General features: G+C 56.8%; 18 protein-coding genes. 6 read left to right on the top strand and 12 right to left on the bottom strand.

Annotated features, from left to right (window positions below; all coding sequences use genetic code 11):
- The 3 genes from ALB80_RS09325 to ALB80_RS09315 are packed head-to-tail and all read right to left on the bottom strand — an operon-like array spanning nt 1 to nt 3,003.
- Nucleotides 1-999, bottom strand: coding sequence for an ABC transporter substrate-binding protein (locus ALB80_RS09325; RefSeq protein WP_050603784.1), 999 nt, complete (start codon nt 997-999; stop codon nt 1-3).
- Complete coding sequence (locus ALB80_RS09320; RefSeq protein WP_050603783.1) at nt 978-2,345, bottom strand: sensor histidine kinase; 1,368 nt, start codon at nt 2,343-2,345, stop codon at nt 978-980. Before ALB80_RS09320 ends, ALB80_RS09325 begins: the two co-directional genes overlap by 22 nt.
- Nucleotides 2,335-3,003 carry a response regulator transcription factor gene (locus ALB80_RS09315; RefSeq protein ID WP_050603782.1) on the bottom strand — a complete coding sequence of 223 codons (669 nt, stop codon included), beginning with the start codon at nt 3,001-3,003 and terminating at the stop codon, nt 2,335-2,337. Before ALB80_RS09315 ends, ALB80_RS09320 begins: the two co-directional genes overlap by 11 nt.
- Before the next feature lie 107 nt (nt 3,004-3,110).
- On the opposite strand from ALB80_RS09315, the gene ALB80_RS09310 reads away from it, so the two are divergent.
- The 5 genes from ALB80_RS09310 to ALB80_RS09290 all read left to right on the top strand — a co-directional run bounded on the left by ALB80_RS09310 (nt 3,111) and on the right by ALB80_RS09290 (nt 8,098).
- Nucleotides 3,111-4,094: a tripartite tricarboxylate transporter substrate binding protein gene (locus ALB80_RS09310; protein WP_050603781.1), complete on the top strand. Its 984-nt coding sequence runs from the start codon at nt 3,111-3,113 to the stop codon at nt 4,092-4,094.
- Nucleotides 4,095-4,161: 67 nt separating this feature from the next.
- Nucleotides 4,162-4,644, top strand: a complete 483-nt coding sequence (locus tag ALB80_RS09305) for a tripartite tricarboxylate transporter TctB family protein (RefSeq protein ID WP_050603780.1) — start codon at nt 4,162-4,164, stop codon at nt 4,642-4,644.
- A 1-nt stretch (nt 4,645) separates the two neighbouring features.
- Complete coding sequence (locus ALB80_RS09300; protein WP_050603779.1) at nt 4,646-6,157, top strand: tripartite tricarboxylate transporter permease; 1,512 nt, start codon at nt 4,646-4,648, stop codon at nt 6,155-6,157.
- On the top strand, nt 6,150-7,334 hold the full coding sequence (locus ALB80_RS09295) for a CaiB/BaiF CoA-transferase family protein (protein ID WP_157054176.1): 1,185 nt from the start codon (nt 6,150-6,152) through the stop codon (nt 7,332-7,334). The genes ALB80_RS09300 and ALB80_RS09295 overlap by 8 nt, the downstream gene beginning before the upstream one ends.
- The gene (locus ALB80_RS09290; RefSeq protein WP_050603778.1) at nt 7,331-8,098 is read left to right on the top strand and encodes a citryl-CoA lyase; all 768 of its coding nucleotides are present in this window, start codon (nt 7,331-7,333) and stop codon (nt 8,096-8,098) included. The genes ALB80_RS09295 and ALB80_RS09290 overlap by 4 nt, the downstream gene beginning before the upstream one ends.
- A gap of 7 nt (nt 8,099-8,105) precedes the next feature.
- Here the strand turns inward: ALB80_RS09290 and ALB80_RS09285 are convergent, their stop codons facing one another.
- The 7 genes from ALB80_RS09285 to ALB80_RS09255 form a co-directional block, all read right to left on the bottom strand.
- Nucleotides 8,106-9,302 carry an acetate/propionate family kinase gene (locus ALB80_RS09285; RefSeq protein ID WP_050603777.1) on the bottom strand — a complete coding sequence of 399 codons (1,197 nt, stop codon included), beginning with the start codon at nt 9,300-9,302 and terminating at the stop codon, nt 8,106-8,108.
- The gene (locus tag ALB80_RS09280) at nt 9,299-10,696 is read right to left on the bottom strand and encodes a bifunctional enoyl-CoA hydratase/phosphate acetyltransferase (RefSeq protein WP_050603776.1); all 1,398 of its coding nucleotides are present in this window, start codon (nt 10,694-10,696) and stop codon (nt 9,299-9,301) included. Before ALB80_RS09280 ends, ALB80_RS09285 begins: the two co-directional genes overlap by 4 nt.
- A gap of 172 nt (nt 10,697-10,868) precedes the next feature.
- Nucleotides 10,869-13,046 (bottom strand): Tex family protein, encoded by a 2,178-nt coding sequence (locus tag ALB80_RS09275; RefSeq protein ID WP_083445246.1) that lies wholly within the window; start codon nt 13,044-13,046, stop codon nt 10,869-10,871.
- A 136-nt stretch (nt 13,047-13,182) separates the two neighbouring features.
- Nucleotides 13,183-13,923 (bottom strand): aspartate/glutamate racemase family protein, encoded by a 741-nt coding sequence (locus tag ALB80_RS09270; RefSeq protein WP_050603775.1) that lies wholly within the window; start codon nt 13,921-13,923, stop codon nt 13,183-13,185.
- 39 nt (nt 13,924-13,962) lie between these two features.
- Nucleotides 13,963-15,201: an FAD-binding oxidoreductase gene (locus tag ALB80_RS09265; protein WP_050603774.1), complete on the bottom strand. Its 1,239-nt coding sequence runs from the start codon at nt 15,199-15,201 to the stop codon at nt 13,963-13,965.
- Nucleotide 15,202: 1 nt separating this feature from the next.
- Complete coding sequence (locus ALB80_RS09260) at nt 15,203-17,416, bottom strand: TRAP transporter permease (protein ID WP_050603773.1); 2,214 nt, start codon at nt 17,414-17,416, stop codon at nt 15,203-15,205.
- 83 nt (nt 17,417-17,499) lie between these two features.
- Nucleotides 17,500-18,507 (bottom strand): TAXI family TRAP transporter solute-binding subunit, encoded by a 1,008-nt coding sequence (locus ALB80_RS09255; protein WP_050603772.1) that lies wholly within the window; start codon nt 18,505-18,507, stop codon nt 17,500-17,502.
- A 129-nt stretch (nt 18,508-18,636) separates the two neighbouring features.
- Between ALB80_RS09255 and ALB80_RS09250 the strand changes: the two genes are divergently transcribed.
- Entirely contained in the window at nt 18,637-19,581 is a 945-nt protein-coding gene (locus ALB80_RS09250; protein ID WP_050603771.1) for a LysR family transcriptional regulator, read from the top strand.
- Nucleotides 19,582-19,617: 36 nt separating this feature from the next.
- Here ALB80_RS09250 and ALB80_RS09245 read toward each other — a convergent pair whose 3' ends face one another.
- Both ALB80_RS09245 and ALB80_RS09240 read right to left on the bottom strand, forming a co-directional pair.
- Nucleotides 19,618-21,831: a PAS-domain containing protein gene (locus ALB80_RS09245; RefSeq protein WP_050603770.1), complete on the bottom strand. Its 2,214-nt coding sequence runs from the start codon at nt 21,829-21,831 to the stop codon at nt 19,618-19,620.
- Nucleotides 21,832-21,834: 3 nt separating this feature from the next.
- Nucleotides 21,835-23,004 (bottom strand): FIST N-terminal domain-containing protein, encoded by a 1,170-nt coding sequence (locus ALB80_RS09240; protein ID WP_050603769.1) that lies wholly within the window; start codon nt 23,002-23,004, stop codon nt 21,835-21,837.
- Nucleotides 23,005-23,015 lie beyond the last annotated feature (11 nt).

The raw sequence follows: 23,015 nt of genomic DNA, 5'->3' as shown, positions 1-23,015 counted from the left end.
TTATCTCTGGATCACCGCGCTTTCCCATTCCGTCAGAAACCGGCGGCGCTTCAACCTGTCCAGAAAGGTCAGCAAGGCCGGGTCGAGCCCAATCGCTTCCCGTTCCGCCCCTGCGTCGTAGAGCGCCAGCGGCGGAAGAGAAAAAACGCTTCCTGCAGGGCTTGAAACAAGATGCTGCACAAAGGTCGCCGCAGCATCAGGTTCTGGGGTGCCGTCCAGCACCAATGCCGTGCGCATCATGGTGGTCTGAAAATCAGATGGCAGGATCACCTCTAGCACGTCCTTGCCGCCAGCCCGGGCGGAGGCATAAGAGCCTAAAACGTTGTACGCTACGGCGATCTCTCCGTTGACAAGATCGTCAATCATGTCGGCCGAGCAACAGTACAGGCGAACATTCAACCCGCCCATGACCTCCATCAGACGCCAATAGGTTTCGGATGCGCGGGCATCCTGGGTGGCGAAAAGATAGCCCAGCCCGGATTGCCGAATGTCATATGTCCCCACGCGCCCCAAGAATTCGTCCGGGCGCGCGCGCAGCATTTCAATAAGCTGCTGGCGAGTTTCGGGTATGGGGCCACCTTCAAAAGCGGCACGGTTGATCACAATTGTCGCGGGCTCGAATGTAAACGCAAACAAACTTTGGTGCCATTGCGCCCAAGACGGCAGCCTCACGTCATCAATTACCCGCCCAAAACCGTCATTTGCCAATTTTAGTTGCAGGTCCATTGCACTGGAAATGACGATGTCAAAGTCGTCAGGCGCACCGCGAACGATCCGGTCGATGTCTGCTGTGCCCGTCACCATGTAATCTATCGAGATACCCGGGTTCTCCTCAAGAAACGCGGCAATCAGCGGCGCGAAAAGGAATGTATCCGTGCTTGAGATCACACGCAGGCGGGTCTGACCTGCCTCAGCATTAAACACCTGTCTGTCTTCCCAGGCTTGTGCGAATACAAATGTTGGAAAGAAAAACAAAATCAGAGCGATAATGTAACGCATGCGCCGCCCCCTTGTCGGTTCTCTAGTTCCAGCGTGCCGCCATGGGCAGTTGCGACGTCCTGCACGATGGTCAGACCCAAGCCGGACCCGATGGTGCCGCTTGCGTTTTTTCCACGCTCGAAGCGGCGTGTCAGCGTATGGATTTCGTTTGGCGGGAACCCGGGTCCGCGGTCTTTGACACGGATCTGCTTAGTCGGGGCAGACGTTACCTCAATGCGGACAGAACTGTCAGAAGGTGCATATTTGAGTGCATTATCGATCATGTTACGCACCGCGTTCTGGATGAGAATAGGATCCCCGGAATAAAGAACCTCCGCATCGCCATCCAAGGATAGGGACAAGTCCTTCATTTCGGCAATCGGTGTCAAACGCTGCACCAAGTCTCGGACCAGAGCGACAAGGTCGATCTCTTCCCGCTCCAGGTGATCCGCGCGGAACGTGATCATCGCATGATCCAGCAACTGCCCCGCCGCCCGCGAGCTTTCGTCAATGGCCCGTACCATCGATCGCAACGCTTCGCGGTTTTCTTCCTTCTCAACCCTTTGCAAAGTTGCGTCAGCATAAGATCTGACTGTTGCCAGCGGGGTCCGCACGCGGTGCGCCGCCTCGGCGATGAAGTCTTCGGATTGGCTCAGAGACTGATCGAGTCGACCCATCAAAGAGTTCAGCGAGGCGACCAATGGTGCCATTTCGCGAGGCACGGGTTTTTTGAAGGGGCTCAGATCTTGCGGGCCCCGGCGGGTGACAGAGGTCGTCAGCCTGTTCAACTGCCCAATGGTCGAAGACGTCGCCCAAAAGGACAAGGCGGCGGCAAGGGCAAAGAACCCGATCCCAAGAACTGCTGCGTTGCGTGAGATCTGGTCCAGAGTTTCCGCCAACGCATCTTGTGTTTGCCCCAGCACAATTTCGACTATGGTTTGTTTGTCCAATCCAACCAGCGTTCGGTTGGCATTGACCTGTCGGATGGTCTCACCTCGGACGTAGTTGGATTGAAAGCGCCACCGGCTGTCACTCTGCCCTGACGATGGCGACAGGTCTTCGTATCCAGACAGAAATTCCCCATCCTGATAAATCGCATAAAAGACCCGGTCGTCTGACGGGGTGCTCAGCATTGCAAAGGCGGCGTATGGAATATCAACCTCAAGCTCACCTTCACGTAAGGCCGCCGCATCCAGAATAGAGGTCACGGAAGCGCCCAGAATATTGTCCTGCCCCTGTTGCGCGACCTGCGCGGCATAATTTCGGACCGCTACAAACAGAAGAAAGGCAAGTAGAGCAGCACCCCCGATGAGGGTTAGAACCAATCTGTTCCGCAGCGATCCTGACACATTGGGATCAAGAGGCATGATCCAGCCTGTATCCCAGTCCGCGAAGTGTTGTGATCTTCAAGTCAGACGGTTCCAGATGCTTGCGCAAGCGACCCACATAGACCTCAATCGCATTATCCGAGACCGTGTCGTCGTAAGAAAACAGCCGGTCTGTTAGCTTTTGCTTTGAAAAAACCTGTCCAGGTGCATTGATGAACAATTCGAGCAGGCGCAGTTCACGGTTACGCAGGGAAAAGGTCTGATCCCCTACGGTCAGGTGGCCCGCCAGCGGGTCGAAGACGATGCCGCCGACCTCGATCTTCGTCGTCGTATTCCCGGACTTGCGGCGTAGTACGGCGCGACAGCGGGCCTCGAGTTCTGCGTGATCGAAAGGTTTGGTGACATAGTCGTCTGCCCCCAGATCTAGCGAACCGATTCGATCCGATACCTGACTGCGGGCCGTCAGCACAATGACGGGCGTGTCCCGATTGCCAGCGCGATGGCGTTTCAGAAAGTCACGCCCATCCCCGTCGGGCAGCATGATGTCCAGCAGGATCAGGTCATAATCCTGAGTTTCCACAAAGCCGGTTGCATCGTCCAAATTTGCTGCATGATCAATCACATGTCCGTCTAACCTCATGCGCGAACAAATCGCGCGTGCAAGGTCGTGACTGTCTTCAACTAGCAAGAACTTCATGGGGCTTTGGCACTATTTTGGCACGTGACAGGTTGATGTCAGGTTGATGTGTTTTTGTTCTGTCAATCTGAGCCGCGACGCGGCCGGTTGTCAAATGGGAGGACATCATGACGACATTCACACTGGGCCGCCGCGCCCTGATCGCAGCTGTGGCCGCAATCGGCCTAACGGGGCCGGCTTTGGCCGATGATCATCAGGTTGTGGACAGCATCCACTTTCTGATCCCCGGCGGCGCAGGCGGCGGCTGGGACGGTACTGCACGTGGTACTGGCGAAGCACTGACAAACGCGGGTCTTGTGGGCACTGCGTCCTACGAAAACATGTCAGGTGGTGGTGGTGGCAAAGCCATTGGTTACCTGATCGAAAACGCTGACAGCAATCATGGTACGCTGATGGTGAACTCCACGCCGATCGTGATCCGTTCCCTGACCGGCGTATTCCCACATAACTTCCGCGACTTGACGCTGGTCTCGGGCACCATTGGTGATTATGCCGCGATCGTCGTGGGCAAAGACAGCCCCATCAACTCGATGGATGATCTGCTTGCCGCCTTTGACGCCGACCCGGGCGGAACAGCGATTGGCGGCGGCTCGGTACCCGGCGGTATGGACCACTTGGTGGCCGCGATGGTGATGGAAGCGGCAGGCAAAGATGCGCTCGGCGTGAAATACATCCCCTATGACGCGGGTGGCAAAGCCATGGCAGCCCTGCTGTCGGGTGAGATTGCGGGGCTATCTACCGGTTTCTCGGAAGCGGTTGATCTGGCAAACGCGGGCGAAGTCAAAATCATCGGCGTGACGTCGGAAGAACGTGTTGATGCGGCTCCTGATGCCATGACCATGAAGGAACAGGGCATCGACACAACCTTCGTGAACTGGCGTGGTTTCTTTGCAGCCCCGGGTCTGCCCGAAGACAAGCTGGCCGCCTACCAGGCCGCGATTGCCAAGATGTACGACACTCCTGAATGGGAAGAGGTTCGCGCACGTAACGGTTGGGTGAACATCCACAATTCAGGCGACGACTTCCAGTCATTTCTGGAGCAGCAGGAACAGCAAATCGGCGATCTGATGAAAAAACTGGGCTTCCTTTAAAATCACGACCGGCAGAGCGGGTACCCGCTCTGCCATTCCCAACAACAAGAAAAAAGGAGGGGGCCTCATGGCGCTGGATCGCTGGATCGCGCTCATTCTTCTGGGTGTGTGTTTAACATATGGCTACGCCGCTTGGTTCACGATGGACGGCAGCCTTCCCCCTTTCATGCAGAGAAACCCCATCTGGCCCAGCACCTTCCCAAAAGTGCTGTCGATTCTGGGAATCATCACCACCACGATCATTCTGGTGGGTTTCGAAAAGGCTGAACCCAAAGAAGCCGATATCGATTATCGGCGGTTGGGTGATTACCATCTTGACCAGGCGTTGATGCTGTTGGCCCTGATGGTGATCTACGCCCTCTGCCTGCGCCCCGTCGGGTTTCTGATCTCGACTTCGGCTTTCCTGATCCTGGGCTCATTCATTCTGGGCGAGCGCAAATGGCTCATTATGCTTCCCGTCGCTTTCATAGCAACTGGTGCCGTCTGGTATCTGGTTCAGGAAGTTCTTGGCATCTACATGCGCCCCTTGCCGGGCATTTTCGGAGGCTGACATGCTTGAAGGACTTCTGATCGGCCTGCAAACGGCTTTCTCAATTCAGAACCTGCTGATGGTCATCGCAGGATGTCTTATAGGTACATTCATCGGCATGCTCCCGGGCCTCGGCCCGATGTCGATCATCGCCATTATGATTCCTGTTGCGATTTCCATGGGCGATCCGTCCGCGGCGTTGATCCTGCTGGCCGGGGTTTACTATGGTGCCATCTTTGGCGGCTCCACCTCTTCGATCCTTCTCAACGCGCCGGGGGTCGCGGGCACTGTTGCGTCCAGCTTTGACGGCTATCCGATGGCTCGCCAGGGGAAAGCAGGAAAAGCTTTGACCATCGCAGCAATCGCAAGTTTTGCAGGCGGTACAATTGGTGCCATTTTGCTGATGGTCTTCGCCCCTGCCCTGTCGTCCGTGGCATTGCTCTTTCACTCGGCAGAGTATTTCGCCCTGATGGTGGTTGGCTTATCGGCCATTGCAGCCTTCGCGGGTACAGGTCAGGTGGCCAAAGCTATCATCATGACAGTTTTGGGCCTGATCATGGCCACGGTGGGTGAAGGCGCATTGTTCAACTTGCCGCGATTCACCATGGGTATCATGGACCTGCAGTCCGGGTTTGGGTTCATCACCTTGGCAATGGCCATGTTCGCCTTGCCCGAAGCGCTGTTTTTGGTCCTCAAACCAAAAGACCTTCAGGGGGATGATGGCGAGATCAAAGATCTGCGGATATCAGGCAGCGAAGCAAAGGCCATCGCACCTGTGATTGGTCGCCAATCGATACAAGGATTCTTCATCGGTGTCCTGCCCGGTGCAGGCGCTACGATTGCAAGTTTCCTAGGCTATGCGGTCGAACGCAACATTGCCCCGAAAGACGAACAGGAAGAATTCGGCAAAGGCTCAATCAAGGGTCTTGCGGCTCCTGAATCGGCAAACAACGCTGCCTGCACCGGGTCTTTCGTGCCGCTGCTGACGCTTGGCATTCCCGGCTCTGGTACAACGGCGATCTTGCTCGGGGCTCTGATTGCACTGAACGTGACACCGGGCCCGCGTCTGATGTTGGATGAGCCGCAGATTTTCTGGGCCGTGATCATGTCAATGTTCATCGGCAACCTCGTGCTGCTGATCCTTAACCTTCCCCTGATCCCGTATATCGCCAAAGTCCTCTCGGTTCCGCGCAACTACCTGATCCCATTCATTTTGTTCTTCACCCTGATGGGGGCCTATATCGGGCAGAACAATGCAACTGAGCTTTTGATACTTGTTGGCTTCGGCGTCTGCGCGACAGCGTTGAAATTCGCCGATTACCCACTGGCACCGTTGCTGATCGGCTTCATCCTTGGTGGCATGATGGAAGACAACTTTGCCCGCTCGATGCAGCTCTATGACGGCATCGCCTTTATCTGGGAACGCCCGATGACGCTGGGTCTGCTGGTCATCGCAGCACTTCTGGTGCTTCTGCCCAGCTATCGCGCACGCCGTGCACGGGCGCGGGCGGCTGGGGTTGCAGAAGGTGACTGAACCGCTGGCAGGAATACGGGTGCTCGATCTGACAAATGTCCTTGCGGGTCCGTATTGCTGCTACCAACTGGCGCTGATGGGAGCTGAAGTGATCAAGGTCGAACGCCCTGGTGGCGGCGACCTTGCCCGCGTTCTGGGCGCTGAACCCAACAGAAATAAAGCGGGCATGGGCGTCAGCTTTCTGGCCCAAAACGCCGAAAAGAAATCTGTCACGCTCGACATGAAATCGGCAAAAGGCAGGGCGTTGCTGAAACGTCTTGTCCAAGCTACTGATGTGCTGGTTGAAAATTTCCGACCCGGTGTAATGGATCGCCTTGGGCTTGGTTACAACGTCTTGCGAGAGGTCAATCCGAACCTGATTTACTGCGCCATAAGCGGGTTCGGTCAGGATGGCCCACGAAGGGGCGATCCGGCTTATGATCAGATCGTTCAGGGCATCAGTGGCGTGATGTCCATCACCGGGGCACCTGATACTGCGCCCTATCGCGTTGGCTACCCTTTGGCGGATACGGTCGGCGGGATGACGGCCGCCTTTGCCGTGTCTGCCGCATTAAACGCAACCCCACGCGGAACCTATCTGGATGTTGCTATGTCCGAAGCGGTGATTTCAACGATGGGTTGGGTCGTGTCGAACTATCTGGTCGGCGGTGTCATGCCCGGAGCGCACGGAAACGAAAATACAACCTCTGCCCCCTCTGGCACCTTTGCGACGCGCGACAACCCGATCAATATCGCTGCCAACCGAGATGAGCAGTGGCAGGCCCTAGCAAGCCATCTGGGACGGGACGACCTGCTAAGCAACCCCGACTACTCAACCCGCGAAGACCGCAAACAGAACCGTCACACATTGCGCGAAGCGCTGGAGCAGACTCTTCGGACCAGAACCGCAGCAGATTGGGTGCGTGAACTCAATGCCATTGGCGTACCGACCGGTCAGGTTCTGACCGTGCCCCAGGCGCTTGCCGACGAACAGCTTTCCGGTCGCGGCCTAATCGGGTCTGTGCAGGTTCAGGGCGAAGACATGAAGCTTGCGGGCAGCCCTGTCGTGATGGACGGCACGCGGCCTATGCCAAAGACCGCGCCACCCGAGCTTGGGGCCGACAATGCCTCAATTTGGACTGAAGTCGGTTTGTCCGGTGCAGAAATCGACACGTTGCGCAAGGAGGGGATCATATGAGCGATGTGTCCGATTGGTGGACAACATCCATCATTGATATGGAACCCGGCCGAATCGATTTGCGCGGTGAACCGATCCAGAACTTGATCGGAAACCTCAGCTTCGCTGAAATGATCTGGTTCATGGTGCGCGGTGATCACCCTTCCGACGCGCAGGCACGGTTGTTTGAGGCCGCATTGGTCGCCGCAGTAGACCATGGGCCTCAGGCGCCTTCGATTGCTACAGCGCGCATGGCAGTAACCTGCGGCCTGCCCCTCAACAACGCGATGGCAAGCGCCGTGAACATGTTGGGGGACGTTCACGGCGGGGCTGGCGAGCAAGCCGTAACTCTTTTCCATTTCGTAACTGAACATCCCGGCAGTTTGGAACAGGCCCTGGACGACTGGATTGATAACGAGGGGAAAATATTGCCGGGCTTTGGCCACCGGTTCCATACCCCCACGGACCCTAGGGCCCCGCGTTTGATGGCGTTGGTGTCCGAAGCCGTGAAAAACGGTGCCTGCGACGGCCAGTTCATGCAGATCGGGCAAGCGATCGAGGCGGAGTTGGCGAGGCGCAAAGGGAAGCCCGTTCCGATGAACATAGATGGCGCAACTGCTGTTATTTACGCCGAACTTGGCTTTGCGCCCCCGCTTGCACGCGGCCTGTTCTGCCTGTCCCGATCTGTCGGAATTTTGGCCCATGCGTGGGAACAGATGCAACAAGGGGGTCGAAACAAGGGGCCGACCCCACCCGCCTACCGCTGGACATATAAGGCGATGTGAACCGCCCCTACGCGGTTTTTAAATGTGGGCGTTCGGCCAATAGATCCGATGCGGCGCGGGCAATCATCAGTTCTTCATTCGTCGGGATCGCCATGACCACCACGCGGGACAGATCAGTTGAGATGATCAGGTCATTATCCGCATTTGCATCCGGATTCAGTTCTATCCCCAACCACCCCATTCCAGAGCAAACCCGGTCGCGTACCAAACGCGAGTTTTCTCCGATCCCGCCAGTGAAAACCAAGGCATCGATGCCACCCAGAATAGCCGCCATCGCTCCTAGTTCGCGTCGAATACGGAAGGTGAAATAGCTGATCGCCTGGCGGCTTTCAGGCGTGTCCGCTTTTTCCAAGGTTCGCATATCATTCGATAGCCCGGAAAGGCCCAGCAAGCCCGACTTGCGGAACAGAAGGTCCGAGATTTCGTCAGCGCTGAGCCCTTCCTGTTCCATCAAGTACAGCACCACGCCTGGATCAAGCTGGCCGCAGCGTGATCCCATTGGCAGCCCGTCCAGAGCCGAAAACCCCATGGTGGAGCCCACGGACCGTCCGCCGATCATTGCACACATCGACGCGCCATTTCCCAGATGAGCGACGACCACCCGCCCTTCGTGCAGCAGCGGGGCAGTTTTTGCCATATGGTCCGAGATGTATTCATAGCTGAGACCATGAAAGCCATAGCGACGGACGCCCTTGTCGTAATACTCGCGCGGCAGCGCAAATACGTCATTTTCCCACGGGTGATTGCGGTGAAAAGCTGTGTCGAAACAGGCAATCTGGGCGGCGTTCGGGAACCGTTCCATCGCCGCCTTCGCCCCGGCCAGATTGTGTGGTTGGTGTAATGGTGCAAAGGGTGAAAGCTTGTCCAGCGCTTCAATGGAGGCTTCGGTCAACGGTAGCGGGGCATCGATATCCGGACCACCATGGACAACACGATGCCCTACCGCAGTCACTTCGCTGTTGGGGAAAGAGCGCGCCAGCAGATTCAAAACCCAATCCAGGGCAGCGGCGTGATCGTGGATTTCGCCCGCCGTGCCACTGGCAAGAACACTGCCGTCGGATGACTTGGCCTTGACCAGCGGCTCGCCCTCGCCAATCCTCTCAACTGCCCCGGTGCAAACCATGATCGGATCGTCATTGGTCAGCTCGAACAGACCAAATTTCATCGAAGACGATCCAGCGTTTAATGTCACGACATGTGTCATTCGGGTGCTCCGGAGGGCGAAAGGGTGAATGCATCATGCAAGGCCGCAACGGCACAGGACGCCAGCCGCGCCTTGTCGTCATCAGCCCGGCTGGTCAGAATGATGGGCGCCTTGGCCCCCATCACTACACCCGCCCCTTCTGCATTGGCGATATAGGTCAGCTGCTTGGCCATCATGTTCCCGGCATCCAGATTGGGCACCACCAGAATATCGGTTTTACCCGCGACTTCCGATACAATCCCCTTGGCTCGCGCGGCAGCAAGGCTGACGGCATTGTCCATGGCTAGAGGTCCGTCAACCAGCCCACCGGTGATCTGACCGCGTTCCGCCATTTTCGACAGCAGGGCCGCATCGACCGAAGATCGAATGGAGGGATTGACGGTTTCGATGGCCGACAAAATACCCGCCCTCGGGTTTTCGATCCCCAGCGACAGGGCCAGATCTATTGCGTTTTGGACAATATCAATCTTGGTTTCCAAATCCGGCTCGATGTTGATCGCCGCGTCCGTCACCAACAGCGGTCTGGGTTGTCCGGGCACGTCCATGACAAAGACATGGGTAAAGCGACGACCCGCGCGTAGGCCATTCTCGCGTCGCAGCGCGGCCTTGAGCAGTTCATCCGTGTGCAGATGCCCTTTCATCAACGCCTTGGCCCGGCCCGTAGAAACAAGATCAACCGCCGTATTTGCTGCGCTGAAATGATCGCTCTGCGGTATGATCTCAAACTTGTCCAGCGAAGCGCCGATTTCGGCCGCCGCGTTTGCGATCTTCGTAGGATCACCTATCAAAATGGGGGCAATGATCGTCTCGCGCGCCGCCAGCAAGGCACCACCCAAAGAATTCGGGTCTTCAGGGGCTACAACCGCCGTCGGCATAGGTGGCAGGGGGCGCACCTTATCCAGCATGGCGTCAAAGTGGCGATGGCGTTTGACCACAAGCCCGGGCAATTCCAGCTCGGCAAACGCCAACTCTTTGTCCGGCGCTATGACAATAGCCTGTCCACTGACGATCACTGCACCGTCGGACGGGCGTGTAACGACTGTATCAAAGACAACCTCGCGACCTGGCCGCTTTTCAGCAACCGTGACCTTGGATACCAATTCATCGCCAGCGTGCGCCCGTTCAACAAAGTCAAAGTTTTGCGATTTGTAGAGCGTCCCTGCCCCCGGCAGAACGTTCCCCAAGACGGCCGAGATCAGAGCCCCCACAAACATGGCAGGCGCAACCGCTTCGTTAGTATGGTCGCCATCGCCGTCTTCACTGGCCAGATGGAGCGGATTGTGGTTGCCGGAATTGTTTGCGAACACATAGAAATCGTCGACCGAGCAAGTGCGAACCAGCTCGGCAGTATCGCCGACCTGAAGCTTGTCATAGGGCTTGTTGTGATACTGCATGAACTTTCGATTCTGTTTCGGTCCGTGTGGCGGGGCTGCGAACTCTCTTGCTGATACTCAGTTCAGCGCTCAATGAAAACAATGCAATAAGGCCGCCCGTGTCGGTCGTCACATTATGTCCAGTATGCAACGGCTTCATGTCGATGCGCCCGGAAACTGTGCACATTGCAGATCAGGCGCGCCTCTTTCCGCCGCCGCCCTGTTTTCGCATCGTCAAGCCGATCCGTTTTCGGGGCACATCCACCTCGACAACGCGGACTTTCACAACCTGCCCGGTTTTGACAACCTCATGTGGGTCTTTGACAAAGCGGTCTGCCAACTGGCTGACATGAACCAGCCCGTCCTGGTGCACGCCCACATCCACAAATGCCCCGAACGCCGCCACGTTTGTCACGGTGCCCTCCAAAACCATGCCAGGCTTCAAATCGGTGATCTCTTCAATGCCATCCGCAAATGAGGCTGTGACGAAACTTGGCCGTGGATCGCGTCCGGGCTTTTCCAACTCGGCAAAGATGTCCCGAACCGTTGGCAGACCGAAATCGTCGGTCACGAACTGTTCGACCCGCAGCCCTTTTAACGCCCCGTCGTGGCCCATGATGCGTCGAATATCGCGTCCACAAGCCGCCACAACGCGCCGGGCGACGTCATATGCTTCGGGGTGAACCGACGACGCGTCCAGCGGCTCTGCGCCATCCCGGATACGCAGGAAACCTGCGCACTGTTCGAATGCACGTGGGCCCAGCCGGGCAACTGACAACAGATTTTTACGTGACTGGAACGGCCCATTCAGATCACGATGGGCAACAATGGCTTCGGCCTGTGCTGCTCCCAGACCAGAAACACGCGACAGCAACGGGGCAGAGGCGGTATTCAGATCGACGCCGACGGCGTTCACGACATCTTCAATCGCGGAATCCAGTGACTGTGAAAGCCGGTGTTGATCTACGTCGTGCTGATACTGTCCGACGCCAATTGATTTGGGTTCGATTTTGACCAGCTCCGCCAACGGATCCTGCAAACGCCGTGCGATAGATACTGCCCCGCGCAGCGAAACATCCAGATCGGGAAACTCTCGTGCCGCCATTTCAGAGGCGGAATAGACCGAGGCACCGGCTTCGGACACAACCACCTTTGTCGGCGCCTTCACGCTCTTTGGCAGCAAGGCCAGTGTGTCTGCAACCAACCGTTCGGTTTCACGGCTCGCAGTTCCGTTCCCGATGGCGATCAGTTCGATCTGGTGGGCCGAGATCAGATTGAGGATGGCGGCCTGCGACCCGCGCACGTCGTTCTTAGGCTGAAATGGATAGAGCGTGTCGGTGGCCACCACCTTACCGGTTGCATCAACAACAGCCGCCTTCACACCAGTGCGGATACCTGGATCAAGACCCAATGTGGCCTTGGCCCCTGCCGGCGCTGCAAAGAGCAGATCCTTGAGGTTGCGCGAAAAGACCTGAATGGCCTCGTCCTGCGCGCGGCTGCGCAGATCCCCCATCAGGTCGACCATCATGGACAGCGAAAGCTTAACTCGCCACGTCCAGCCGGCAACTTTGCGCAGCCACGCATCCGCCGGTCCCTTCCCGCGCGTTTGCAGATGTGCGGCGACAATTGTTTCGGCACGTGCTGCACCGAATTCGGGTTCCGGAGCAATGTCCAGCGTGACAATGCCCTCTTTCGAAGCGCGCAGCATAGCCAGCGCCCGATGCGAAGGAACATCAGCCCAAAGCTCGGAGTGGTCGAAGTAATCGCTGAACTTCGCGCCTTCCTTTTCCTTGCCTTCGATGACCTTGGCACTCAGCAGAGCCTCGCGTTGCATGAAAGCCCGCAGTTCCCCCAACAGACCCGCGTTTTCGGTCAACCGCTCAGTCAGGATATCCCGCGCCCCGTTTAGCGCATCGCGCAGTGTCGGCACCGCCTCGGACAGAAATGCCTCGGCCAGCGTTTCCGGTTCTGCATTGCGGTCGGCCAGAATGGCGTCGGCCAAAGGCTCCAACCCGTTCTCCCGTGCAATCATCGCCTTGGTGCGCCGCTTTGGTTTGTAAGGCAGATAGATATCTTCCAGTTGCGCCTTAGTCTCGGCCCGGGCAACCGATTTGCTCAGATCTTCGGTCAGCTTCCCCTGATCCCGGATCGAGTTCAGGATGGTTTCGCGCCGCGCCTCAAGTTCTCGCAGATAAGTCAGCCGCTCGGACAGCAAGCGCAACTGGGTATCGTCCAAACCGCCGGTAGCTTCTTTCCGGTAGCGGGCGACAAAAGGCACGGTTGCCCCATCATCCAACAGTTTGATCGCGGCACCGACCTGATCGGAACGCGCGTTGATCTCGGTGGCGATGGTGCGGGCGATACGGTCCAAAGGAACCTCCTGAAACGACAGTGGAAGGGTTTCTTAACCAGCCGTTTCGATGAGGGGAAGACCCTTGTCGTGATCATTGGGCATCTACCCGCTGAACCCCATGGTCAACTGCGGGATAACCCAGTACAGGACGGCCTTAACCCCAGGGCATCAGACCACCATAAGGCGCACGTGTGCTCACAGAATGTGCCATCTGGGCAAGAGTTGTCAGATCATAGACCGGCAGCTTCAACTCATCCTGAATGCGGTACGCATAGGGTGGCAGGTCGGTGCATTCCAGAACCACAGACCTGATGTCCGGCGCATCACGTTTCAGCTTGCGTACTGCGTCCAGAACTTCGGCTTCGATCACATCGGTATTCATGCGAGTGCGGGTGTTGCGCAGTATGACTTCCGCGAACTCTGTGGTGTGCTCCAATCCCTGCACGGCAACAGGTATTTCCCCTGCCCCAACGCCTTCGAAATGGCGTGATGTCAACGCAGTGGAATCGGCCGTGATCACGCCAACCGGCGCGCTGGCCCCGGACATGTGATAGGCCAGCGGCACCTGAATCAGGCTGGAGGCAAATACCGGCACCGACACAGCCGCTGCCAGCTCTTTCTGAAACAGCGCAAGAAACCCGCAGCTGCCCGTGATGGCGCGCACACCTTCGGCCTCAAGCCGTTGTGCGCCCTTGATGAATGGGTCCAGCAATTCAGGGGTCGGGTTATTCAGCAGCGTCGGAACTGTGACACCATCTATCATCTCGTAGAGCACCGGAAATGGCAGGCTCGAAGGGTTCTTGATATGACCCGGAGGTTTGGGGAAATAGCTTTCCAGACACAAAACCCCGATTGAGGCCCCGCAAATGTTCTGACCGCCTTGGAAAATTGGCATGATATGATGATCCTTTTTCGAAACTGCGCCTTGTTGAGGTCAGAACCGCGACAAGGCGAATGGGGCCATTGAGATATTCAGGCGTTGCCCCGACACCATATCAGCCAAAAGCTCTCCGGTTTTGGGGGCCATCATCAGCCCGTAATGGGAATGGCCAAAAGCGCTGAACAAACCTTTGCTGCCTTCGACCGGACCAATTGCAGGCAGGCTGTCAGGGAACGATGGGCGGCGGCCCATCCAAAACTGCGTGTCCGTGGTGTTAAGATCCGGCACCATCGCCCGCGCCTGTTCTGTCAAAAGCGCCTGTTTCCTCGGATCGGGTGGCGCATCGATGTTGGCAAATTCGGCTGTCCCTGCCACGCGCAAGCCGTCCTGCATCGAACTGGCAACCACCTTGGCATCCACATCCATGACAGAGTTTTCCAGGACCGTTGACGGATTGGGAAACTGCACGTGGTATCCGCGTTCCGCGACCAAAGGCACCGACAGGCCCAAAGGCTTTAGCAGCTCGGCTGACCAGACACCCGCCGCCATCACAACCGTATCGGCGTGAAGCGGGCCCTCAGGTGTCACCAGATGCCATAGGCCATCATCGGTGCGGTTCAGCTTGGTGACTTCGGTGCGCACGAATTCAGCACCCTGCCGGTGCGCTTTGTCGGCCAGCACCGAACCAATCCGACCGGGTGAGGTAACCCGTGCTTGCCCTTTGATCAGAATCGCTGCTTTAAAATCCCTGGACAAAGCGGGTTCCATCCGACGTAGTTCTGCCCCGTCGATCCGCTCAAGTTGCCCGCCTTTTTCCTTCCGGATCGCATAACCCAGTGCTTTCAAGTCAGCCTGGTCTGATTGGCGAAACGCATGGATGTAGTTGGAATCAACAATCAGGTCTTCATGCCCGGTGTTTTGCAAATGCCTACGATAGAGCTCTATCGATGGGCGACAGAGCAGTTCCATTGCATCAGAGATGTTGCGCACGGATTTTTCATCTGACTTTCTCAGAAACCGCAGGCCCCAAGGCACCATCCTGGGCCAGAATGACGCCCTGACAGACAAAGCACTTTTAGGGTCCAGCAACATCTTAGGGATCGTTTTCCAGATACCGGGCACAGCCTGAGGGATCACCGACCAGGGTGAGACCACACCGGCATTGCCGAATGAGGTCTCCTGCCCAGGCTCTCCCCTGTCGATCAGCCGTACGGCGATGCCGCGGTCCTGCAGGGAGAGCGCGCAGCAAAGGCCGACGATCCCCGCCCCAATGATTGTCACCTGTTCCGACATGTCAGGCCGTGGCTTGAGTGCGGCTACGGGCGATCAACTGGGTCACGATGACCGGTGACGCCACAGCCAATGCGATCAGGTCCGCCGTTAGTGTCGGCGCGACAAAGATCACACCCGCGATCGCCATCAGGACGCGCGAAATCACGTTCATCGGTTGCAGCCAATAACCAACCACTGCTGCCGACAGTGCGATGACCCCCGCGATACAGCTGGCTGCGGTATAGGTGAATTCCCAGAAATCGAACCCGGTCGACGACACGAACAACAAAACCGGCGCATAGACAAAGGCCATTGGCGCGATGACTTTACCCAGCCCAAGGGTAAAGGCGGACAGCCCGGTTCGGAAGGGGTTCGAATTAGCGATGGCCGCCGCCGCATAGGCCGAGGTACAGACCGGTGGCGTGATCTCGGACACCACACCATAATACAGCACGAACAGGTGGCTGGCGATTGGCGGGACGCCAAGCTGGGCCAGCGCAGGCTGCGCAACCGACACCAGCATGATGTACAGTGCCGTGGTCGGAATACCCGCGCCCATCAGGATGCAAACAATGGCGATGAAGACCAACGAGATGAAGAGTTGCAGGTCTTCCATGGCAAACAACTGGAAGCTGCCAAACGAGATCATGTTGTAGAGGTCAGCCGCCAGATTGCCTGCGCCCTGCGTCACCATGAAGCCGATGCGGAAACCGATGCCTGTCGTGTTGATCACGCCAACCACGATGCCCACCGCAGCGGCGGCGGCGCCCACGGCCAGCGAGTATTTCACGCCCAGCTCTACTGCCTGCAGCATCTCTGGCACCTCAATCCGTTTTTGCGGATTCAGTGTCGCAATCACCGTTAGACCACAAAGAATCGCCGTCATGGTCAGGTCAAACCCGCCATTCGAGTATTTCCACAAGACAAAAGCCAGGAACGCTGCAGCGTAAACCAACGTCGGCGGTTGTTTGATCCGCGACATGCCCGCTATGACGGCCAGAGAAATACCGCAGAAAGCGGACATGAACGGCGTATAGCCGGTAAACAGCACCACCAGCAGACCGATCAAAGGCACGATATTGGCCCAACCTTCGGACCAGACAGCTTTGAGCTGCGGCAACTGTTCTTTCGTCAGACCTTTCAGGTTCAGCTTGCGCGCCATCAGGTGCACAACCGCAAAGACGCCGACATAGTGCAAGAGTGCCGGGAAGATCGCCGCAATCACGATGGTGGTGTAAGGCACCTCAAGGAACTCAGCCATGATGAAGGCTGCGGCTCCCATAATTGGAGGAGTGATCTGACCACCGGCCGAGGAGGCGGCTTCGACCCCTCCCGCAAAATGACCGGGGTATCCAAGGCGCTTCATGTTGGGAATTGTCAGCGCGCCGGTTGAAACGGTGTTGGCCACCGAAGAACCCGAGATCGTGCCGAAGAAGGCCGAGGATACCACCGACACCTTTGCCGGACCGCCTGTATAACGGCCCGCCAGAATCGTTGCATTGTCGATGAACAATTGCCCCAATCCGGTGCGCTGTGCGATCACGCCAAAGAGTACAAAGTGGAAGACGATGGTCGAAACGACCCAGAGGGTAACGCCATAAATACCCTCCTGCGGGAAATACATCGACGACACGAAAGTTTTGAAGTTCACGCCCGGGTGCTGCAACAGCCCTGGGAAATACGGCCCAAACAGGGCGTAAGAGATGAAAACGCAGATGATCAGCGGCAGTACCCAACCCAGCGTACGGCGGGCAATGTCCAGAACCAAAAGGATGATGACGACACCCAGGAACACATCATAGGTGTTCGGGTTGCCCATCCGGAACGTCTGCTCCTCGATCCCCAGAAACGGAAGGCCGCGCCAGGCGAACCCTACATACAGCGCGGCGACAATACCAAGCGCCATGAACACCAGGTCGTAGACGGGAATGTTACCGATGCGGAACCGGCTGACCTTAAGCGCATAGAGGCTTTTCGATCCAACAATAGGGATGGTCGCGTAGACCAGAATGAACAGAAGGGCCAAATAGATGCCCATATGCCAATGGTCGGCAGGCAGGCCAAATCCGGCGGTAAAAAACTCGTAGAACGCAAAGATCAGGGCAACAACGCGCAGCACCTTACCGGCTGTCGGTGTGACTTCCCGAACAGCAGCGCCTTCGTCGAACTGTTCTTCGATGGCCGCCAATTCCTCGGCCGTCAGCTCATGGTCATCAAGTTTCTGGGTTTCGGACATGATGGCCCCCCGATTGCGCGTACCTTAAGAATTCGGTGCCCCAAAATCGGGGCACCGGAAGAAACGCTAAGTTGCGGTTTAGATTATTGCAGCAAGCCTGCTTCTTTGTAGAACTTCTCGGCACCCGGATGCAGCGGAACACCCAGTGCTTCAACACCGTTCAGCGCGGTATCAGGGGTAATCTGCTTGCCTTTGGCATGGCCATTGTCCAGAAGTTTGCGGGTGTTGTCGTTCCACATGGCCTTGGTCAACTGATAGACTAGATCTTCGGACAGGTCCGCGGAAACCACCAGCATCGCGCTGACAGCGGGCGTTTTGGTCGGCGCGTCGATGCCTTCATAGACGCCACCCGGGATCTCCGACGGAATATAAGCCGGGATGATCTCGTTAATCTTGGCCAGGTCTTCGTCGCTGAAGGAATGCAGGTTCATGCCTTTGGTCGAGGACAGCTGCACCATCGCAGCAACCGGCCAACCTGCGGCATAGAAATAAGCATCCAGCTGACCGTCGGCTAGACGTTCGGCGCTTTGGCTGTTGTTCAACTCGGCTTCGTCCATGTTGTCACGGTTGACGCCCCAGGCATCCAGCATCTGCAGCACGGCCACCTGTGTGCCCGATCCGGCCTGCGCGATACCGACGCGCTTGCCTTCCAGATCACCAAGGCTACCAATCGTCTGGCCCGCTGGCAGAACCAGATGCAGGTCCTCGGGGAACAGGTTTGCAACGATGCGCAGCTTGGGGTGTGGCTTACCTTCGAACTTGCCTTCGCCCAGATACATCGAGCGCGTGACGTCCGCCGCAGCCAGACCGGCTTCAAGCTCACCGTTCTGCACGGCGGCGTTGTTGAAGACCGAAGCTGTCGTCGATTGTGCAATCGCGATCAGGCCCGGCACACCACACTGGCCGCCTTCTTCACAGGGACGCGAGCCCGGAGGGGCCGAAATCCCGTTGGCAATGGTGCCGCCGATTGGGAAATACGTGCCACCTGCGCCGCCGGTGCCGATGCGAAAAAAGGTCGGGTCCTGTGCAAGTGCAGGTGCGGCCAGCGCCCCCGCCAACGCCAAACCCGTCAGGCATTTCATAAGTTTCATTCTAAGCTCCCAGTTTTAGATCTATGGATTCGGTGCGTCCGAATTCTGATCAGATCAGCCTAGGCAGAAAAATCATAAATACAAATTTGTTATATTTAATAAAACTAAAGTTGAGCTTATGAATGGGCTATGAACCTTATTCAATTAACCGTGTTTCGTGAGGTGATGGAGACAGGCTCTATCTCTCAAACCGCCAAGAAACTGAACCGGACACAACCGGCCATCAGCCTTGCGATCAAGAATCTGGAACGTAGTCTGGGTCTGACCCTTTTCGAACGCAAAGGGCGGCGCCTGATCCCTGTGCCCGAAGCGCACTACCTGCTGACTGAAACTGCTGGTGTGCTTGATCGATTGTCCTCTATTGCAAGCACGATGCACGGGCTTCTCGAAGGGCATTCCGGCAGTTTGAATATTGCCGCCATGCCAGGCCCGTCGACCATCGCATTTCCGAATTTCATCAGTCGCTCAGTGGGCGGAAACCCTGACATTCGCATCACTCTATCGACACGCAGTTCACCGCAGATCATGGAACTGGCAGCGACACAGAATATTGACTTCGGGTTTGCGGATTTTGAGTATCCGGCTGGCAAGAAGCCCCAGTTTTCCGCCGAAGTCATCAGCGGCGATTGTTTCTGCGCTATGGATCGGGACAATCCCCTGGCACGTAAACAGGCCATTGCGATTTCGGATTTGGACGGAGTTCCCATGGGAGGGCTGCATGCGACGCATCCTTTCCAGAAAAAAGTGCGCCAAGCGTTTCAGTTAGCTTCCGCAACTTACACTCCCAACGTGACCTGTCAGTACTTTCTGCCCCTGCTTCCCTTTGTTGGTTCGGGCCAATGCTGCACGATTGTCGACCCGCTGACCGTCGCCACTGAACGTGAGTTGAACATGTCAAACGGCCAGGTTCAGTTTCTGCCGCTAAAGGAACCGCTGAGATATGAGTATGCGATCCTGTCACCGGATCACCGTCCCCCTTCCCAATTGGCGATTAAAATCAAAGCAGGATGGAAGGCCGAAGTCTTGTCGATGTTGAACCAGACCGGAGCCAATCCCCGAACCGAGGTTGTCTAACCCAAACAAAGCCCAGCTGACAGAAGCCTTCGGCGCTCATATGCTTTTCGCAACGGACACTTCCAGGGTCGTCCTCAACAATTGCGCGTCAATGGGTTTGTAAAGCAGCGGCAGATCAGCTTGCCTGCAGTATTCCACCAGTTCCGGAGATCGATTGGCGGAAATGATACACCCCGGCAAAGCTCCAAATTCTTGGGTCAAGGCGACTATGGCTTCGATCCCCGTTTCATCATGGTTCAACTGGTAATCCGCGACAATAATGTCTGGGAGGATACCAATTTCTTGCAACAGGCGGCTCGCGCCGTCTCCACTGTCTGCTTCCAGCACTTCAACACCCCAGGACTCGATGGTCATGCTCAAGGCGCTGCGCAGGTTCTCATCGTTTTCGATCAGCAGGGCGACGGTGCTGCATGGCAGTTTGGGGTTGGACGTTTGACGCAAGGAAACGTCATGTGGGGCCACAGGCTTTGTTTTTGCCAACGGGATCTCGACCGAAAACCCTGTGCCCTTCCCCAATTCAGACCGCAGATGGATCGGGTGATGCAACAATCCGCAAGCCCTTTCGACAATCGCAAGGCCCAACCCCATGCCTTCAGCAGCGCTAGCATCTGAATGCAAACGCTGGAACTCCTGAAACACAGTGTCCCGCTGGTCCGGCGCGATTCCGATACCGGTGTCCCACACCTCAAGCGAGACAGATTTCTTGCGCCGCCTGACACCAACCAGAACCTTCCCAGCATCGGTGTAACGGATCGCGTTCGACAATAGATTCTGCAAGATACGCCTTAGATAGCTGGCATCACTTGTAACCGCGACGTCCGAGGCAACAAAGCGCAAGTCCAGCCCTTTTGCCTGCGCGACCGGGCGAAACGCGTCCTCCATCTGAGAAAACAACTGACCCAATGGAACAGGAGACAAATGCACCCGAGCCCGCCCTGAATCCAGCTTCGAGATATCCAGTAATGCTTCGAGAATATGCTCAACACTGTTCAGCGCGCTTTCCGCTTTTGCGGCAACGGTCTGAGCGTCTTCCTTGTTCAACCCGCCGCCCAATGACGCGACATAGAGTTTTGCCGCAGACAAGGGCTGTAACAGATCGTGACTAGCAGCAGCCACAAAACGCGATTTTGAGGCGTTGGCACGCTCAGCCTCGTTCAACGCATCGGCAAGTTCCACCGTGCGCGACGCCACCCGCTGTTCCAGCAACTCTTTCGCTTCATACAAAGCTTCAGCAGATTTGCGTTCCGCTGTGACATCGGTGAATGAGATCACAAAACCTCGGTCCGGCATTTGTTGTGCAAAGACCGACAGGATCTTGGATCGCCCTCTGTGCATCTGAAACTGCAAAGGGCGGCGCGACGCTTTGCGACGTACCCAGTTCAACAAGTCTTCTTCGGTGATCCCTTCCTGAAAACTTATGTTTGCGCTGAGCCGGTTAGACAGTGTGTCAAAGCGAGTTCCCATCTGAAACTGGGTGATCGGAATCGCCAGCAATTCGCTGGCCCGATTGTTCCAACCGATAAGGCGGTGTTTATTGTCGAATATGCAGACGCCTTGATCGATATGCTCAAGCGTGGCGCGGATCAGCCTCGCCTTGTCGTCCAGAATCCGGTCCCTCTCCTGCCGTTCGATCCGCATGATATCGGTCACGTCCGTTTGCAGGATAACCGTCCCGCCATCCGGGGTGCGATGTTCTGACACTTGCGCCCAGCGATTGCCCGCAAGCCGGACGTTGAACACAACATGGTCGTCACTATGTCGATCAAGACGAGCTTTGGCCCACTCCTTCGGTGTTACTTCTTCGGGCAATGACAGGAATGAGGATTGGCTCAGCAACTCGACATATTCGGCAAATCCCAAGCCCGGGTTCAGCCGTTCTCGAATATCGGGCATGTGCAATCCGAAACGGGTGTTGCAAAGCACCAGCTTTTCGTCTCGGTTGAACAGGGCAAACCCCTCCTGCACCGTTTCGATCGCATTGGCGAGATCGGCCCGCGCAGACTCGGTTTCCTGGTTGGCCTGCGCCAAACGAGCGTTGGAATCGTTAAGAAGCTCAAGCGCCCGTTCCAGATCATCCGTCCGCGCCCGCACTTCCTGCTCAAGGACAGCGGCCCGTTGAAACTGTGCGTAAGCGGCCCCTGACGCATCGGTGGATTCTTCAACCCGCCGCATCAGCGCCTCGGCGATCCTGCGTAACTTCTCGTTCTGACGTTCTATGGAATCTGAGGGATCCGTGAGATGTTCGATCATGGGCTACTCTTTCTCAGGCGGATAAATCGCAACGCCTGTCAGAGTCTGGTTCACATGGATCGAATTGTATTGTTCGCCATATGTCGAGAACCCGACCACGTGATTGCGCGCCAGAATGCTCGAAATTTCGCGGGTCATCTGCTTTTCTTGCGCTTCCAATCGGCGCAGGATGCAATCGCAACCCAAAATCGTGTCAGGTTGTTGCTTTGCGGATAATACCCCGATTTCCTCTTGAAGATGATCGACCATGTCCCGTGGTTCGGCCAGTGTCAGAACCAAGCCTTCGTCAATGGCCGAGAAAAACACCAAATCCCCGTTACCTGCCACTTGTTGAATCGCACGGACGTGGTGCTTCCCGCCGATTTGCACGACCACAGGATGCGCCGCAAAGGTGAAAGCCGTCAGTTGTTCGGGATCTTTTCCAAGAATACGGGCGTATTCGCGCGCAGCGGGTTCGGCATTGATTTCCTGCACAATCCTTTTGGCCGGGTCAGCTTTGGTCACAACCATACGCCGTTCGGCCGGAACAAGATGGTCGGTCTTGAACACTTTGATCGGACACCTTGTGCGGACCTGAGTCAGAACGGCTGCATTGGGCAGCGCTTGCCCTTCATGCAGCACATAGGTGCTGTCGAACCGAATCCCATCCCCTGCCGACCCCCCGAACAACGGCACCGGTCCTAAACCCACGGCCAGTTCAGAAGTCAGCGCGTCCTCTTTGGTCGACAGCCCATCGATCATCAGAAATGTGAATTCATGGCTCCAATCAGGCGCGGTTGCCATCATGTCATGTCGGTTATGGATCATTTCATTGATGATGCTTTCCGCATCAAAGTCGCTGAGGTCAGAGACCAGAACCGTGCGCGTTTCAAAGTGGCATTGCGGCAAGGCGATCGCGACGATCTTACCCTCGCAATAGCCATCATCCGCTAACTCTCCGGCGGTGGTGCAACCAACAACTGGTGTTGGATCGAAAACCTCTTGGGCTTCGGCAATGACGTCCGATGCATCCGCGTTTGGACTAACGAAAAGTATGACAAGCGCAAATGGCCCGTCACCCAGGTTGTACTTGAGCGTGCCCACAGCCTGCGCGCTGTCGTATTGAACAAAAGCCGTTTTGACGATGCCTGGCGTGCGGGCCCGGGCCTCTGCCCACCCGACTGCTTGGTCCATCGGGCCTCCTC

It is taken from the genome of Ruegeria sp. 6PALISEP08, from assembly GCF_001238295.1.
Lineage (GTDB): Bacteria > Pseudomonadota > Alphaproteobacteria > Rhodobacterales > Rhodobacteraceae > Ruegeria.
The sequence above is the reverse complement of the archived record's forward strand: the minus strand, read 5'-3'. Positions and strand labels throughout refer to the sequence as shown.